Here is a 15,098-nt window from a genome sequence, read left to right as displayed (position 1 = left end):
GGGGGTTGAGTCCATGCGCGCCGCACCCGCCCTGATCCTGCTGTTCACCCTGTCCGCCTGCGTCACCGTCGGGCCGGATTACCAGAAGCCGGCCGATCCGCCCGCCGCCGGGGCTGGTTTCATCCGCGCCGACGCCGCCCTCAAGACGGAGGAGCCGGTGCAGGATTGGTGGCGCCTGCTGGGCGACCCGGTGCTGGACCGGCTGGTGGCCGACGCCGTCGCCGCCAATTTGGACCTGAAGGCGGCGGACGCCTCGGTCCGGGCGTCACGGGCCCAACTGGCCGTGGTGGGCGCCCGCCAGATCCCCTCGCTGGACGGCAGCGCCGCCTACAGCCGGACGCGTGCCAGTTCCGCCGTGCAGCAGGGCCTGCCTGATCAGCAATTGCCGGACAGCAACCTCACCTCCACCGGCCTGAACCTGGCGTGGGAGATTGATCTGTTCGGCCAGGTGCGCCGGGCGGTTGAGGCGGCACAGGCCGACACCGCGCGGGCGGAGGCCCTGCGCCACCAGGTGCTGACCGTCATCACCGCCGACGTGGCCAGCACCTATATCGACCTGCGCGGCGCGCAACTGCGCCTGTCGGTGGCGCTACGTAACGCGGAAAACCAGCGCGGCACCTTCGCCCTGACCCAGACCCTCAGCGATGCCGGCCGGGGCACCGACCTGGACATTGCCCGCGCCCAGGCGCAGCTGGAAACCACGCTGGCCTCCATCCCGCCCCTGCAGGCGACGGTTGCGGCGGATGAGCATATCCTGGCCGTGCTGACGGGCCGCGACCCCGGCGCGCTGCGCGACCTGCTGGACGCGGAAGGGGCCTTGCCCACCCCGCCGGAGGTGCTGGCCGTGGGCACGCCGGCCACCCTGCTGGGCCGCCGCGCCGATGTGGCGGCGGCGGAACGGGCGCTGGCGGCGGCGACCGCCCGCATCGGCGTCGCCAAGGCCGACCTATACCCCCACATCTCGCTGATGGGCTCGGTGGGGGTGGAGGCCTTGCAGCCCGGCGATCTGGGGTCGCGCGGCGCCTTCACCTACGGCATCGGGCCCAGCCTCAGCCTGCCGATCTTCGATGCCGCCGTGTACGCCCGCATCCGGGGCGCCAACGCGGATGCGGAGCAGGCGTCGGCCAACTTCCAGAAGGCGGTGCTGACCGCCTGGCAGGAGGCGGAGACCGCCCTGATCCGCTACACCCGCGAACGGGCGCGCAGTGCGTCCCTGGACACCGCCGCCATCGCCAGCACCCGGGCGGCCACCCTGGCCGGCACCCGCTACCGCTACGGCGCCGACAATTTCCTCACCGTTCTGGACGCCCAGCGCACCCAGCTGGAGGCGGAGGACCAGCAGGCCCAAAGCCGTATCCAGGTGGCCCAGGACATGGTGGCGGCCTACCGCGCGCTGGGCGGCGGCTGGGCCGTGGCGCCGGAAGTGGCGGCCAATCCCTGAACGGGTTATTCGGCCGCCGTATCCCACAAATCGCCCTGCCGGTTGGACTCCTGCCAGCTGGGCGCGTGGCCTTCCAGGGCCAGCAGGTGGCGCTTGGTCTCCAGCCCGCCGGCGAAGCCGGTCAGGGCGCCGGAGGTGCCGATGACGCGATGGCAGGGGGCGATGATGGAAATGGGGTTGCGGCCATTGGCTGCACCCACCGCGCGGACGGCGGCGGGATTGCCGATCTGCCTTGCGATGTCGCCATAGCTGCGCACGTCGCCATAGGGAATGGTTAACAGCGCCGCCCAAACCGCCTTCTGGAAATCCGTGCCGCGGAAGGCCAGGGGAACGTCGAATACCCGGCGCTGGCCGTCGAAATATTCCGCCAATTGCCGTTCCGTTTCCCGCAACACCGGATGGTCCGGCGCTTGCGTCGGCAGGTCCAGCCGCACCCGGCCCGGCCGGTCGTCCTGCCACAGGATGGCGGCCAGGGCGTCGGCTTCCGCCACCAGCTGAAGCTGGCCCACGGGAGAGGCGATCCATTTGAAGACATGGGACATTTCGGGTGCCATCTGTTGGCGGGGCGACCGGATGGCCGGGCCGTCCAGTGTACCTGGCCGGGCGTGGCCGGGAACCTGGAAAATGGGGACGCCACCTCACTTCCGCCACCCTATTCCGCCCGTCCCGCGTCAGGTCAGGCACCGGATGCGGAAAAATAGGCGTTATGCTTTCTTAAATATAACGCTCTCGTAAAGTGCGAAGCCGTTAACCAATATAGAACACCATAAGTTGGATAATTTGCTTTGTCTTTCCGGCAACGAAATTTTACGCGTTTAGTCAAATTGGTATCATTCCGTCGCTGACAAATTCGCCGCCGATAACTTGACCTTAACGCACCAGGTTCTATGATGTGTGATCCGCTTGAGCGTCGCTATTCGTCCCGCAATGACGATGGCGGCGTAACGGGCGGAACCGATTTTCACGGGAGCGTATGAGACATGGATCTCAGTCGTCGCGGCTTTATGAAGCTGACCGGCGCGGGACTTGCGGCTTCCAGCTTGGGTGCGTTGGGCTTCGGCCTGGCGGGCTCCGCGCTGGCGGCCTCCGTCCGGCCGTTCAGGCTGACCGCCGCCACCGAAACCCGCAACACCTGCACCTATTGCTCGGTGGCCTGCGGCATTCTGATCTACAGCCAGGGCGACCGCGCGAAGAACGTGAAGTCCTCGGTCATCCATATCGAGGGTGATCCGGACCATCCCGTGAACCGCGGCACGCTGTGCCCGAAGGGTGCCGGCTTGCTGGATATCGTGCGCGCCCCGGGCCGCCTGTCCATGCCGAAGTACCGCGCCGCCGGCGGGCATGAGTGGAAGGAAGTGTCCTGGGACTTCGCCCTGGACCGCATCGCCACGCTGATGAAGCAGGATCGCGACGCCAACTTCATCGAGAAGAACGCGTCGGGCACCACCGTCAACCGGTGGCTGTCCACCGGCATGCTGGCTGCCTCCGCTTCCTCCAGCGAGACGGCCTTCGCCACTTGGAAGGTCGCCCGTTCGCTGGGCATGCTTGCGTTCGACAACCAGGCGCGTGTCTGACACGGACCGACGGTGGCCAGTTTGGCCCCATCATTCGGTCGCGGTGCGATGACCAACACCTGGCAGGACATCAAGAACGCTGATGTCGTGCTTGTCATGGGCGGCAATGCTGCCGAGGCGCATCCTTGCGGTTTCAAATGGGTGATCGAGGCCAAGATCGAGAACAAGGCCAAGCTGGTCGTTGTCGATCCCCGCTTCACCCGCACGGCGTCCGTCGCCGACGTCTACGCCCCCATCCGGCCGGGCACCGACATCGCTTTCCTCAGTGGCGTCATGCGCTATCTGCTGGAGAACGATGCGATCCAGCACGCCTACACCAAGGCCTATACCAATGCCGGCCTGATCGTGAAGGAAGGCTTCGGGTTCGAGGATGGCCTGTTCACCGGCTATGACGAGGAAAAGCGCACCTACGACAAGGCCAGCTGGGATTACGAGCTGGACGAGCAAGGGTTCGCCAAGTCGGACGACACCTGGCAGCACCCGCGCTGCGTCATCAACCTGCTGAAAAAGCATGTTGATCGGTACACGCCCGAGGTGGTGTCCCGCATCTGCGGTACGCCCCAGGACAAGTACCTGGAGATCTGCAAGATCATCGCCGCCACCTCCAGCCCGCACAAGGCCCTGACCAGCCTGTTCGCGCTGGGCTGGACGCAGCACTCGGTGGGCGCGCAGAACATCCGCGCCATGGCGATGATCCAGCTGCTGCTGGGTAACATCGGCATCGCCGGCGGCGGCATGAACGCGTTGCGCGGCCATTCCAACATCCAGGGGCTGACGGACGTCGGCCTGATGTCCAACCTGTTGCCGGGATACATGAACATCCCGAAGGACAGCGAAGTCACCCTGGACAAGTACATGGAAACCAAGCTGTTCAAGCCCTTGCGGCCTGGACAGACCAGCTACTGGCAGAACTACCGCAAGTTCTTCGTCAGCTTCCAGAAGGCCCTGTACGGCGACGCCGCCAAGGCCGAGAACAACTGGGCCTACGACTGGCTGCCCAAGCTGGACGTGGACGGCTACGACGTGCTGCGCGCGTTCGAGATGATGAACAACGGGCAGATGAACGGTTACATCTGCCAGGGCTTCAACCCCATGCAGGCCTTCCCCGACCGGGGCAAGATCCGCCGGGGTCTGTCGAAGCTGAAGTACCTGGTCGTCATGGATCCGCTGGATACCGAGACGGCCAACTTCTGGCAGGACTACGGTCCGCAGAACCCGGCCAACCCGGATGAAATCCAGACGGAGGTGTTCCAGCTTCCCACCACCTGCTTCGCGGAAGAGGACGGCTCGCTCGTCAACTCCGCGCGCTGGCTGCAGTGGCACTGGAAGGCCGCCGACGCGCCGGGCGAGGCCAAGCCCGACCTGTGGATCATGGCCGGCATCTACAACCGCATGAAGGCGATGTACGCCAAGGACGGCGGCGCCTTCCCCGACCCCATCCTGAACTTGAGCTGGTCCTACACCGATCCGGGCGAACCCTCCCCGGAGGAACTGGCGAAGGAGATGAACGGGCGGGCCCTGGTCGATATCAAGGACGACACCGGGGCTGTGGTGATGAAGGCCGGGCAGCTGCTGGACGGTTTCGCCCAGCTGCGCGACGACGGCACCACCATGTCGGGCTGCTGGATTTTCGCCGGCTGCTGGACGGAAAAGGGCAACCAGATGGCCCGGCGCGACGCGTCGGACCCCCGTGAGGCGGGCATCGCCCCCAACTGGGCCTGGGCCTGGCCGGCCAACCGCCGCATCCTGTACAACCGCGCCAGCGCGGACCTGGACGGCAAGCCGTGGAATCCGGAAAAGCCCATCATCCACTGGAACGGGTCCAAGTGGGTGGGGCTGGACGTGCCCGACTATGGCCCGACGGTGAAGCCGTCGGACAGCGTCGGCCCGTTCATCATGAACGCGGAAGGGCAGGGTCGCCTGTTCGCCCGTGGCATGATGGTGGAAGGTCCGTTCCCCGAGCATTACGAGCCGTTCGAGAGCCCGTCGGAAAACGTGCTGCACCCCAAGGTGAAGTCCAACCCGGCCGCCCGCGTCTTCGCTTCCGACCGGAAGCAGATGGGCAACTCGCAGGACTTCCCCTACGTCGGCACCACCTACCGCCTGACGGAGCACTTCCACTATTGGACCAAGCACTCGCTGATCAACGCCATCCTCCAGCCGGAGGAATTCGTTGAGATCGGCGAGGTCCTGGCCAAGGAGAAGGGCATCGAGCAGGGCGGTTGGGTCAAGGTGTCGTCCAAGCGCGGCCAGGTGATCTGCAAGGCCTTCGTGACCAAGCGCATCAAGCCGCTGATGGTGGACGGCAAGGCGACGCACGTCATCGGCTGTCCCATCCACTGGGGCTTCACCGGTGTCGCGCGCAAGGGCTACGGCGCCAACACGCTGACGCCCTTCGTCGGTGACGCCAACACCAACACGCCGGAGTTCAAGGCCTTCTTGCTGAACATCGAGAAGACCAGCCCGCCGCCGGCGATCGACGTGGCCCAGGGGCCGCGTAACAAGAAGGTGGGGACCGCGTGATGGCCGACCTGCAATCCCAAGACTACATCCGCCGGTCGGCCACCAACCTGACGCCGCCCAAGGTCCGCAACCATGAACTGGAAGTGGCCAAGCTGATCGACGTCAGCCGCTGCATCGGTTGCAAGGCCTGCCAGTCCGCCTGCATGGAATGGAACAACCTGCGACCGGAGATGGAGGAGTTCCACGGCGCGTACGAGAACCCGCACGATCTCAACCCCGGCACCTGGACCCTGATGCGGTTCGCCGAGTATGAGAACGAGCAGGGGGACCTGGAGTGGCTGATCCGCAAGGATGGCTGCATGCATTGCGAGGATCCGGGCTGCCTGAAGGCGTGCCCGGCCCCCGGCGCCATCGTCCAGTACGCCAACGGCATCGTCGACTTCATCAGCGAGAACTGCATCGGTTGCGGTTATTGCGTGAAGGGCTGTCCCTTCAACATCCCGCGCATCAGTGCCGAGGACCACAAGTCCTACAAGTGCACCTTGTGTTCCGACCGCGTGGGCGTGGGCCTGGAACCGGCCTGCGTGAAGACCTGCCCGACCGGCGCCATCATGTTCGGCTCCAAGGACGACATGAAGGACTGGGCGGGCGAACGCATCGCCGAGCTGAAGGAACGCGGCTTCCAGAACGCGGGCCTGTACGACCCGCATGAGGTGGGCGGCACGCACGTCATGTACGTGCTGCACCACGCGGACAAGCCGTCGCTCTATTCCGGCCTTCCGGACAAGCCCCACATCAGCGCCCTGGTCGGCGCCTGGAAGGGCTTCCTGAAGCCGGTGGCCCTGGCGGGCCTGGCCTTCGCCGCCATCGGCGCCTTCGTCCATTCCGTCGTCTCCGGTCCCAACGAGACCACGGAAGAGGACGAGGCGGAGGCCCAGCACGTGCTTTCCAATAAGGGGAAGGACAAGCCATGAGCTACCCGAAGGGAACCATCGTCCGCAACTCGACGGTGACCCGGATCAACCACTGGATCACCGGCCTGTGCTTCGTGCTGCTGACCCTGTCGGGCCTGGCCATGTTCCACCCCATCTTCTTCGCGCTGTCGAACCTGTTCGGCAGCGGGCAGTGGATGCGGGCGGTCCATCCCTGGCTGGGCGTGTGCCTGATCGTCAGCTTCTTAGGTTTGTTCATCCAGTTCTGGCGGGACAATTTGTGGAAGCGCGAGGATCTGGAATGGGCCAAGAAGCTGGACCAGATCCTGGATAACCGGGAAGAGGGCGTGCCCGAGGTTGCCCGCTTCAACGCCGGGCAGAAGGTGGTGTTCTGGGGCATGGCCCTGATCATCCCGGTGCTGTTCGTCACCGGCATCCTGATCTGGGAAGTGTACTTCGGCCATTCCACCTCCATCGAGACGCAGCGCGTCGCCGTGCTGATCCACAGCCTGGGGGCCATCGGCGCCATCCTGATCTGGATTGTGCACGTTTATGCCGCGCTGTGGGTGAAGGGCTCCATGCGGGCCATGCTGCACGGCTGGGTCACGCCCGGCTGGGCCTTCCGGCACCATCGCAAGTGGTTCCGCAGCCTGGCCGCCAGCGGCTCCCCCGGCCCGACGCCGACCTCCACCGCGAAATTCCGCGAGCACTGAACGGCATCAGCGCCTATCTATCACGGGGCGTGGCCTGGGAAGGCCGCGCCCCGATTGCTTTTCAGGAGTTGGACCCATGAGACAGGGTGAAGTGGCGCCGAAGGCGCCGTGGATAGGGAACCCGCAGGGTGGTGTCAGCACGCCCGATCCCGTGATCCTGCCCGATCCGGCCACCCGTTTCGCCCGAACCTCCGGCCGGCTGGGCGTGCTGTCCATCGACCACCCCATGGGCGAGTGGCTGGGTTTCCTGAGCGAGCTGTCGCAGGCCCAGCATGAGGCCGCCGACATGATCGACGTGCCCGAGCCGGACGCCGACGACATGGCCAAGGCCACGGGGGCCGGCATGCCGCCGCTGGCCGCCGACGGCCACGACCGCGATGGGGCCTGGCGTGAGGCGCTGACCCTGATCCTGCGTTATTTCGACCGGCTGCCCGACATGCCGGAACTGGTGGCCGCCGTCATCGACAGCCTGAACGACGTGGATGAGGAGACGCTGGAACGGCTGGCGGACGACTTCCTGCACGGTGAGGTCAACCCCGACGATGCCGGCCGCGCCGTGTTCATCGCCGCCGCCTTGCAGGTCTATTTCACCAAGCTGGCCGCCGGCCTGGACGCGGCCGACGTGCCCCTGCTGCCGGAGCGCAATTTGTGCCCCTGCTGCGGTTCCACGGCGGTGTCGGGTGTCATCACCGCCTCGGGCAAGACGCCGGGGGTGCGGTACCTGTTCTGCTCCCTCTGCTCCACCGCCTGGAACCATGTGCGGGCGGTGTGCATCACCTGCGGCCAGTCGGGCCACCTGTCGCTGAAAAGCGTGGAGGGTGAGAATGGGGCGGTACAGGTGGAAACCTGCGACGACTGCCACACCTATGCGAAGATGCTGTATGTGGGCAAGGACACCAACCTGGACCCCTACGCCGACGATCTGGCCAGCCTGGGCCTGGACCTGATGGTGGCCGAAGTCGGCTGGCTGCGCCACGCACCCAACCCGTTGCTGTTGGCGTAGCGGAAAAGAAGAGCGGCCCCGGTTGGCGCAACCGGGGCCGTTTTTATTTGATCATGCCCCCTCAAACGCCGGGCGCCAGCATCCGCTGGCTTGGCTTATCCTCAGTTTTCAGTCCGCTACGCTCCCCGAAAACTTCCGGCGGCTGCGGTCGCAGCCTACACCCTCACGACCAGCTTGCCGAACTGCTGGTTCGATTCCAGGTAGCGGTGGGCCTCGGCGATGTCGTCGAAGGCGAAGGTGCGGGCGATGATGGGTTTCAACGCGCCTGATGCCAGGCCGTCCACGATGAAGGCCTTGGCGGCATTCAGCCGTTCCGGATCGCTGGTGACCTCATTGTAGAGATAGCCCCGCAGCGTCAGGCTTTTGCCCAGCACGTTGAACAGGGGGAAGGGTGTCGCCTCCGGGCTCAGCGCGCCGTATTCGATCAGGATGCCGCCCCGGGACATGGCGGCGGTCAGGGGCACGAAGGCCGGGCCGCCAATGGGGTCGAACACCACGCGCACGCCGGTGGGGCCCGCGATCTGTTTCAGCCGTGCCTCCAGATCCTCCTCCGCGCTGGCCACGACGTGGGCGGCACCGGCGTCCAGCAGGGCCGGGCACTTGGCATGGGTGCGGGTGACGGCGATGGGGGTGGCGCCCACCATGCGGGCGATCTGGATGGCGGCCAGGCCGACGCTGCTGCTGGCGGCGGTGATGGCGACGAAATCGCCCTTGCCCAGCCCGGCCAGGTCGATCAGCGCACCGTAGGCCGTGACGTACTGCATCCAGGTGGCGGCCGCCTCTTCCCAACTGAGCGTCGGTGGATGCTTCACCACCAGGTGCTGTTCGAAATTGGCCAGTTCGCCATAAGCCGGCCAGCCGATCTGGGAGTCCGCCGGCACCACGCTGACGGCGTCGCCGACGGTGAAGCCCGAGACATCCGCGCCCAGGGCCGCCACCACGCCCGCCGCCTCATACCCCAGGCCGCAGGGCCAGGATTTCGGCGCCTCGACATAGTGGCCGGTGCGCAGCATGGATTCCGCCCGGTTCAGGCCCAGCGCCTTGACCTGGATCTGCACCTGTCCCGGCTTGGGGGCGGGAACGTCCACATCCTCGATGCGCAGGACCTCCGGTCCCCCATACTCGCAAAAACGAACGACGCGTGCCATTTGGCCGTCACTCCAGATTGATTGGTGTGACTGAAGATGGGGATGCGCCTTGCTGAAGATAAATGGCGTGAAATGCGGGACACTCCGGACCAACCGTTCCGGGATGGCCGTGGCCCCAGTGCGCCTCCCATCATGCGGCACTGGCGTTCGGCGCCGGTGCCGGCTACTGACAGCCGGTACGCACTCTCACGATCAAAGGCAGGCTCCGCCATGGCATCATCCGTCGCCGTCGAATGGGGGCCCTTGCGGCGATGGCTGGGGCTGGTGTTCCTAGTCGCGGCCTATTTCTTGTTCGATACGGTTGAACATGCGCTCTACCACCCCCTGGCGGTGGCGTTCGACCTGCACACCATCACCGATGGCGCCATGGGCCTGCCGCCCTATGCGGTGCGGATGATCGTGCGGCTGATCCTGGACATGGCGGTCGTCGCCGGGGTGTGCGCCATCCTGGGCTATCGCCTGGACGGGCCGCCGCTGCTGGCGCCCAAGGCCCTGCGGTTCGCCGGAATCGGCATCGTCACCGGCCTTGCCGTGATGATCGCCGCCATCCTGGCCATCCTCGCGACCGGTAGCGCCACGGTGGCGGTGGGGCGGCAATCGGCGGGGGCCGCCGTGCTGAACGGCACCGGCTGGTTCGTGTTCGATTTCATCGGCGCCATGGGCGAGGAACTGTTCGGCCGCGTGGCCGTGGTGTTGATCGCCGAACGTTTCGTCGGCTGGCGCGGCGCCGTGCTGGTGTCCGGCCTGATGTTTTCCGTCCTGCACCTGGGCAATCCCGGCGCCACCACGATCTGGCTGGTGCGGCTATTCCTGCAAGGCGCGCTGCTGGCCTATGCCGTCTACCGCACGGGATCGTTCTGGTGGTCCACCGGCTATCACACCGGCTGGAACTGGGCCAGCGCGCCGCTGTTCGGGGCGGCCGGCAGCGGCTATCTGGATCGGGGGCACTTGCTGGATTTCACCCCCGCCGGGTCCGATTGGATCACCGGCGGCGCCGTCGGCCCGGAAGGCAGCGTCTTCGCCTTCATCGCCGTGCTGTGCGCTTTCGCGGCGCTGACGGTGACCACGCCGCGCGGCGTGGCCAAAGTGCGGGTACCGCGCGGCCTTTGATCTTGACCGATCAAAGGCCCCCTCAAACGCCGGGCGCCAGCATCCGCTGGCTTGGGGCTTCCTCGCCTTTCAGTCCACTAACGTTCCCCGAAAGGCTCCGGCGGCCCCGTCGGGGCCTACAGCGGCACGAGGGTGCACCCTCGTGCCGCTGGTAAACTCAGAACAGCGCCACGGCCAGGTAGCCGCTGACGATGCCCAGCACCACCACGGCGCTGACGGTGATGACCATGGCCTTGGGCGGGAAGGACCGGGCCAGCATGGCGACGGACGGCAGGCTGACGGGTGGCAGGGTCATCAGCAGGGCGCCGGCGGGGCCGACCCCCATGCCCAGCGACAGCATGGCCTGGATGATGGGAACCTCACCCGCCGTGGGGATGACGAACAGGGTGCCGGCGATGGCGAAGGCGGCGATCCAGATGAAGCTGTTGCCGATGTCCGGCCCGATGGCGGGGAACAGCCAGGCGCGGGCGGCCCCCAGCGCCAGGACGATCACCACATATTCCGGGATCAGGCGCAGGGCCATGCGGCCCAGGATGCGCAGCCAGCGGGCGAAGGGGTTCTCGGCTTCCGCCTCCGCCTGAAGCGCCAGCAATGCGGCACCCTGGTCGGCGATGGGGCTGAAGCGGTTGACCAGCGCGCCCAGGCCCAGGACCATCACCAGGCCCAGCGCCAGACGCAGGCCCGTCCACTGCCAGCCCAGGACGAAGCCGATGAAGATCAGCGTCGCCGGGTTCAGCACGGTGTTGCCCAGCCAGAAGGCCATGGCGGCCCCGGGGGACGCCTGCTGCCGGCGCAGGCCCACCACCACGGGGGCGGCACAGCAGGTGCACATCATGCCGGGCAGGGACAGCAGGCCGCCGGCCAGCACGCTGCCGAAGCCGGTGCGGCCCAGGGCGCGCGCCACCCAGTTGACCGGCAGCAAGGCCTGGATGGCGGAGCCCAGCAGCAGGCCCAGCACCATGGCCTGCCAGATGGCCTTGCCGTAGGCCAGCGCGTAGCCCACCGCCGCGTCCCAGGATGGGACGGGGGCGGCGGCGTCATTGCCCATCAGGATGGACTTGCCGATGGCGTGGTTGCTGGCTGCCACGAAGGCGCGGGCGTAATAGGGCGACCATTTCACATAGAAAAGGCCGGCGATGGCGATGAGGGCGACGATCAGCGCGCCGGTCATCGGGTTAAGCTTGTGGGTCTTCTGCGTGGTCATTCGAAGGATCGCATTCCGTGGGCGTGATCGAACCCGCGCGAAACGGCCCTGCCGTCCCGCGTGGGGTTGGACCCGACCGGGCCACGGTTCCGGAACCGAGACGCCTCCTGCCTTCCCCGTTGCGCAACAGGTGTGGAACGCATGGGTGACGGGCATCATCGGTGGAACGATTACAGTCTTAACGGCGCTATCCATTGTTGGCAATGTTGACGCACGCGACGCATGGCGGTCGCCCACTTCGCGCAACAGCCCTGATTATGGAAGGCGATGAAGATGTCCGACACCCCCCTGCGATTGACCGACCTGGCACATGGCGGCGGCTGTGGCTGCAAGCTGGCGCCGGCCGTGCTGCAACAGCTGCTGGCGGGCCAGCCGCAGGCGGCACCCTATGCCAACCTGCTGGTGGGGACGGAGACGGGTGACGATGCCGCAGTGTGGCAGCTGGATGACCGCCACTGCATCATCGCCACCACCGACTTCTTCATGCCGGTGGTGGACGACCCGCGCGACTTCGGCCGCATCGCCGCCACCAACGCCCTGTCCGACGTCTACGCCATGGGCGGCCGGCCCATCTTCGCGCTGGCCATCCTGGGGATGCCGCTGGGCAAGCTGTCGACCGATGTGGTGCGGGAGATCCTGGCCGGTGGCGCCGCGGTCTGTGCCGAGGCCGGCATCCCCGTGGCCGGCGGCCATTCCATCGACAGTGTGGAGCCGATCTACGGCCTGGCCGTCATCGGCATCGCCCCGCCGGCCGCCATCCGCCGCAACGCCACCGCCAGGGCCGGCGACGTCCTGATCCTGACCAAGGGCCTGGGCGTGGGCGTCTATTCCTCCGCCTTCAAGAAGCAGAAGCTGGACGCCGCCGGTTATACGGAGATGGTGGCCAGCACCACCCTGCTGAACGCCGTGGGCGCCACCCTGGCGCAGGATCCGGACGTGCACGCCATCACCGATGTCACCGGTTTCGGCCTGGGCGGCCACGGCCTGGAAATGGCGCGCGGCGCCAAGCTGACGCTCGAGGTGGAATGGAACCGCCTGCCTTTCCTGTCCCAGGCCCACGCCCTGGCCCAGGGCGGCTTCATCACCGGTGCCTCCCACCGCAACTGGGCCAGCTATGGTGATGAGATCCGCTTGCCCGAAAGCTTCCCCGACTGGCAGCGCGCCCTGGTGACCGACCCGCAAACCTCCGGCGGCCTGCTGGTGGCGGTGGCGCCGGAACGGGCGGAGGAAATTTGCCGGCGGATCGTGGCGGCGGGTTATCCCCGCGCCACCATCATCGGCCGGGTGACGGAAGGGGAGCCGGTGCTGCGGGTTCTTTGACACCTGCCCTTTCAATAGGCTGCGGTCGCGGCCGCCTGACATTTTCTGGGGGGCCGTAAGGCCCCCCAGGTCGTTATAGGGGGAGGTCTGTCCATATTTCACCGAACGGAGGCCGCTTCAGCCACGTCGCCAGCTTGATCCGCACCGGCCCGTGCCATCGCCAGGAACCTATCCGTAATTTCACAAACGGTTCTGATGGAAGTGGATATGGTTTCAACATGTTGGCGGGCGTCGCCCGGCTTCAGCGATGTCATTGAATTCGAATGGGGATTTTGCATTCTGCGGAACATGGTGAGGGGGCATGATGACTGACTTGTCGTGGCTCCCCGAGGTTGATGGCTGGCGGTCGGCGCTTAAGGACTTTGCCAAGACGCCCGACGCGGCCTGGGTCCAGGCCGTCACCCTGGCCAATGCCCGCCTGGGCTTTTCCCAAACCAACGCGTTGGATGAGATGGTGGTCCGTCGTTGGGGGGAAACCGTTCCAGACGGGATCACCGGCAAACCCGTCAGGCTCGCCATCCTTGGCAGTGCCACATTGACGCACCTGAAGCCCGGCATCCGGATCGGCGGTTTGCGCCGCGGCCTTCATGTTTCGGTCTACGAGAACGACTATGGCCAGTATCGCCAGGAGTTGGAGGACGAGGGCTCCGCCCTGTACGCCTTCCGCCCGACGGTCGTGCTGTTCGCCCTGGACGCGGTGACGCTGACCAGCAGCCTGCGCATCGGCCAGACGGCGGCGGAGGCGCGGGGGACATTGGATGCCACCTTGGAAGAGGTGCGGCATTGCTGGCGGCTGGCGCGACGGGCGTTCGGGGGCCTGGTGATCCAGCAGGCCTGCCTGCCGGTGTTTCCCGCCCTGTTGGGCAATAACGAGCACCGGCTGCCCGGCTCACGCGCCTGGGGCGTCACGTACCTCAATGACCGCTTGCGCGCCATCGCGGATGAGGAGGGTGTGGACATCCTGGCCGTGGATGCCCAGGCCGCCGAACACGGACTGGGCGCCTGGCACGGCGAGGGCCTTTGGCACCGTTCGAAGCAGGAGGTGGCGTTGACCGCGGCCCCCCTATACGGGGATCTGGTCGCGCGCCTGATGGCGGCCAAGCAGGGGCGGTCGTTCAAGTGCCTGGCCTTGGACTTGGACAACACCCTTTGGGGCGGCGTCATCGGCGATGACGGGCTTGAGGGCATCACCCTGGGCCAGGGCAGCGCCTTGGGTGAGGCCTACGTCGCCTTCCAGGCCTATGCCCGCGATCTTTCGCGCCGGGGTGTCATTCTGGCCGTGTGTTCCAAGAACGATGACAAGAACGCGCGTGAGCCGTTCGAGCGGCATCCCGACATGATCCTGCATTTGCCGGACATCGCCTGCTTCGTCGCGAATTGGACGGACAAGGCCACCAATTTGCGGCACATCGCCAAGGAACTGAACATCGGCATCGACAGCATCGTGTTCGTTGACGACAACCCGTTCGAACGCAACCTCGTGCGCCAGGAACTGCCCATGGTGGCGGTGCCCGAAGTATCGGACGACCCCACCTTTTTTCCTAAGATCCTGGCCGCCGCCGGATATTTCGAAGGGCTGGCGGTGACCGAGGATGATCTGGCCCGCACCACCCAGTATGCGGGCAACCAGCTGCGCGATTCATTCCGCACCCAGGCCACGGACATGGCCTCATATCTGGCCGGCCTGGAAATGCGTCTGGTCAGCCGCGATTTCGACCGGATCGGCCTGCAGCGCATCGTGCAGCTGATCAACAAGACGAACCAGTTCAACCTGACCACCCGCCGCTACACCGACGCCCAGGTGCAGGGCGTCATGGAAGATGGCGCTGCCGTCGGGTTGCAGCTTCGCCTCACCGACCGGTTCGGCGACAACGGCATCATCGGCATCATCATCGGGCGCCTTGAGGGGAACGATTTCGTCATCGACACTTGGCTGATGAGTTGCCGGGTGCTGGGACGACAGGTGGAGGTCACCACCCTGAACCTGGTCGCCGAACGCGCCCGCGCCCTGGGGGCCCGCCGCCTGGTGGGGCAATATATTGCCACCGACAAGAACGGCATGGTGCGGGAGCATTATCGGAATTTAGGCTTCACCGTCGTTCACGCCGATGAACAAGGGTGCCGCGGCGAGTTGGACATCGAAGGCTTCGCACCGAGGCCGACGGCGATAACCATGGTTTCGGAGTAGAA

General features: G+C 66.3%; 11 protein-coding genes. 8 read left to right on the top strand and 3 right to left on the bottom strand.

Annotated elements, in window-relative coordinates; translation table 11 throughout:
• Nucleotides 1–13 precede the first annotated feature (13 nt).
• On the top strand, nt 14–1,441 hold the full coding sequence (locus tag PW843_07740; protein ID MDE1146500.1) for an efflux transporter outer membrane subunit: 1,428 nt from the start codon (nt 14–16) through the stop codon (nt 1,439–1,441).
• A gap of 5 nt (nt 1,442–1,446) precedes the next feature.
• Here PW843_07740 and PW843_07735 read toward each other — a convergent pair whose 3' ends face one another.
• Nucleotides 1,447–1,983, bottom strand: coding sequence for a methylated-DNA--[protein]-cysteine S-methyltransferase (locus tag PW843_07735; GenBank protein ID MDE1146499.1), 537 nt, complete (start codon nt 1,981–1,983; stop codon nt 1,447–1,449).
• A 438-nt stretch (nt 1,984–2,421) separates the two neighbouring features.
• Here PW843_07735 and fdnG point away from each other — a divergent pair, with 438 nt between their 5' ends.
• The 4 genes from fdnG to fdhE all read left to right on the top strand — a co-directional run bounded on the left by fdnG (nt 2,422) and on the right by fdhE (nt 8,126).
• Nucleotides 2,422–5,538 (top strand): formate dehydrogenase-N subunit alpha, encoded by a 3,117-nt coding sequence (gene fdnG, locus PW843_07730; protein ID MDE1146498.1) that lies wholly within the window; start codon nt 2,422–2,424, stop codon nt 5,536–5,538.
• The gene (gene fdxH / locus PW843_07725) at nt 5,538–6,452 is read left to right on the top strand and encodes a formate dehydrogenase subunit beta (protein ID MDE1146497.1); all 915 of its coding nucleotides are present in this window, start codon (nt 5,538–5,540) and stop codon (nt 6,450–6,452) included. Before fdnG ends, fdxH begins: the two co-directional genes overlap by 1 nt.
• Nucleotides 6,449–7,123: a formate dehydrogenase subunit gamma gene (locus tag PW843_07720; GenBank protein MDE1146496.1), complete on the top strand. Its 675-nt coding sequence runs from the start codon at nt 6,449–6,451 to the stop codon at nt 7,121–7,123. Before fdxH ends, PW843_07720 begins: the two co-directional genes overlap by 4 nt.
• Nucleotides 7,124–7,199: 76 nt before the next feature.
• The gene (gene fdhE, locus PW843_07715; GenBank protein ID MDE1146495.1) at nt 7,200–8,126 is read left to right on the top strand and encodes a formate dehydrogenase accessory protein FdhE; all 927 of its coding nucleotides are present in this window, start codon (nt 7,200–7,202) and stop codon (nt 8,124–8,126) included.
• Between the two features lie 155 nt (nt 8,127–8,281).
• On the opposite strand, the gene PW843_07710 is transcribed toward fdhE, so the two are convergent.
• Nucleotides 8,282–9,274, bottom strand: a complete 993-nt coding sequence (locus tag PW843_07710; protein MDE1146494.1) for a zinc-dependent alcohol dehydrogenase family protein — start codon at nt 9,272–9,274, stop codon at nt 8,282–8,284.
• Nucleotides 9,275–9,484: 210 nt separating this feature from the next.
• Between PW843_07710 and PW843_07705 the strand changes: the two genes are divergently transcribed.
• Complete coding sequence (locus PW843_07705; protein ID MDE1146493.1) at nt 9,485–10,384, top strand: CPBP family intramembrane metalloprotease; 900 nt, start codon at nt 9,485–9,487, stop codon at nt 10,382–10,384.
• 157 nt (nt 10,385–10,541) lie between these two features.
• On the opposite strand, the gene PW843_07700 is transcribed toward PW843_07705, so the two are convergent.
• Nucleotides 10,542–11,588: a permease gene (locus PW843_07700; protein ID MDE1146492.1), complete on the bottom strand. Its 1,047-nt coding sequence runs from the start codon at nt 11,586–11,588 to the stop codon at nt 10,542–10,544.
• A gap of 273 nt (nt 11,589–11,861) precedes the next feature.
• Here PW843_07700 and selD point away from each other — a divergent pair, with 273 nt between their 5' ends.
• Both selD and PW843_07690 read left to right on the top strand, forming a co-directional pair.
• Nucleotides 11,862–12,908 (top strand): selenide, water dikinase SelD, encoded by a 1,047-nt coding sequence (gene selD / locus PW843_07695; protein MDE1146491.1) that lies wholly within the window; start codon nt 11,862–11,864, stop codon nt 12,906–12,908.
• A gap of 313 nt (nt 12,909–13,221) precedes the next feature.
• Entirely contained in the window at nt 13,222–15,096 is a 1,875-nt protein-coding gene (locus PW843_07690; GenBank protein ID MDE1146490.1) for an HAD-IIIC family phosphatase, read from the top strand.
• Nucleotides 15,097–15,098 lie beyond the last annotated feature (2 nt).

Source organism: Azospirillaceae bacterium (assembly GCA_028283825.1).
GTDB lineage: Bacteria > Pseudomonadota > Alphaproteobacteria > Azospirillales > Azospirillaceae > Nitrospirillum.
Note: the sequence above shows the minus strand (reverse complement) of the source record. Positions and strands in the feature narration are given on the sequence as shown.

Coding starts and splice junctions, on each gene's coding strand:
- PW843_07740 (MDE1146500.1), top strand. CDS start 14: ATGCGCGCCGCACCCGCCCTGATCCTGCTGTTCACCCTGTCCGCCTGC.
- PW843_07735 (MDE1146499.1), bottom strand. CDS start 1,983: ATGTCCCATGTCTTCAAATGGATCGCCTCTCCCGTGGGCCAGCTTCAG.
- fdxH (MDE1146497.1), top strand. CDS start 5,538: ATGGCCGACCTGCAATCCCAAGACTACATCCGCCGGTCGGCCACCAAC.
- PW843_07720 (MDE1146496.1), top strand. CDS start 6,449: ATGAGCTACCCGAAGGGAACCATCGTCCGCAACTCGACGGTGACCCGG.
- fdhE (MDE1146495.1), top strand. CDS start 7,200: ATGAGACAGGGTGAAGTGGCGCCGAAGGCGCCGTGGATAGGGAACCCG.
- PW843_07710 (MDE1146494.1), bottom strand. CDS start 9,274: ATGGCACGCGTCGTTCGTTTTTGCGAGTATGGGGGACCGGAGGTCCTG.
- PW843_07705 (MDE1146493.1), top strand. CDS start 9,485: ATGGCATCATCCGTCGCCGTCGAATGGGGGCCCTTGCGGCGATGGCTG.
- PW843_07700 (MDE1146492.1), bottom strand. CDS start 11,588: ATGACCACGCAGAAGACCCACAAGCTTAACCCGATGACCGGCGCGCTG.
- selD (MDE1146491.1), top strand. CDS start 11,862: ATGTCCGACACCCCCCTGCGATTGACCGACCTGGCACATGGCGGCGGC.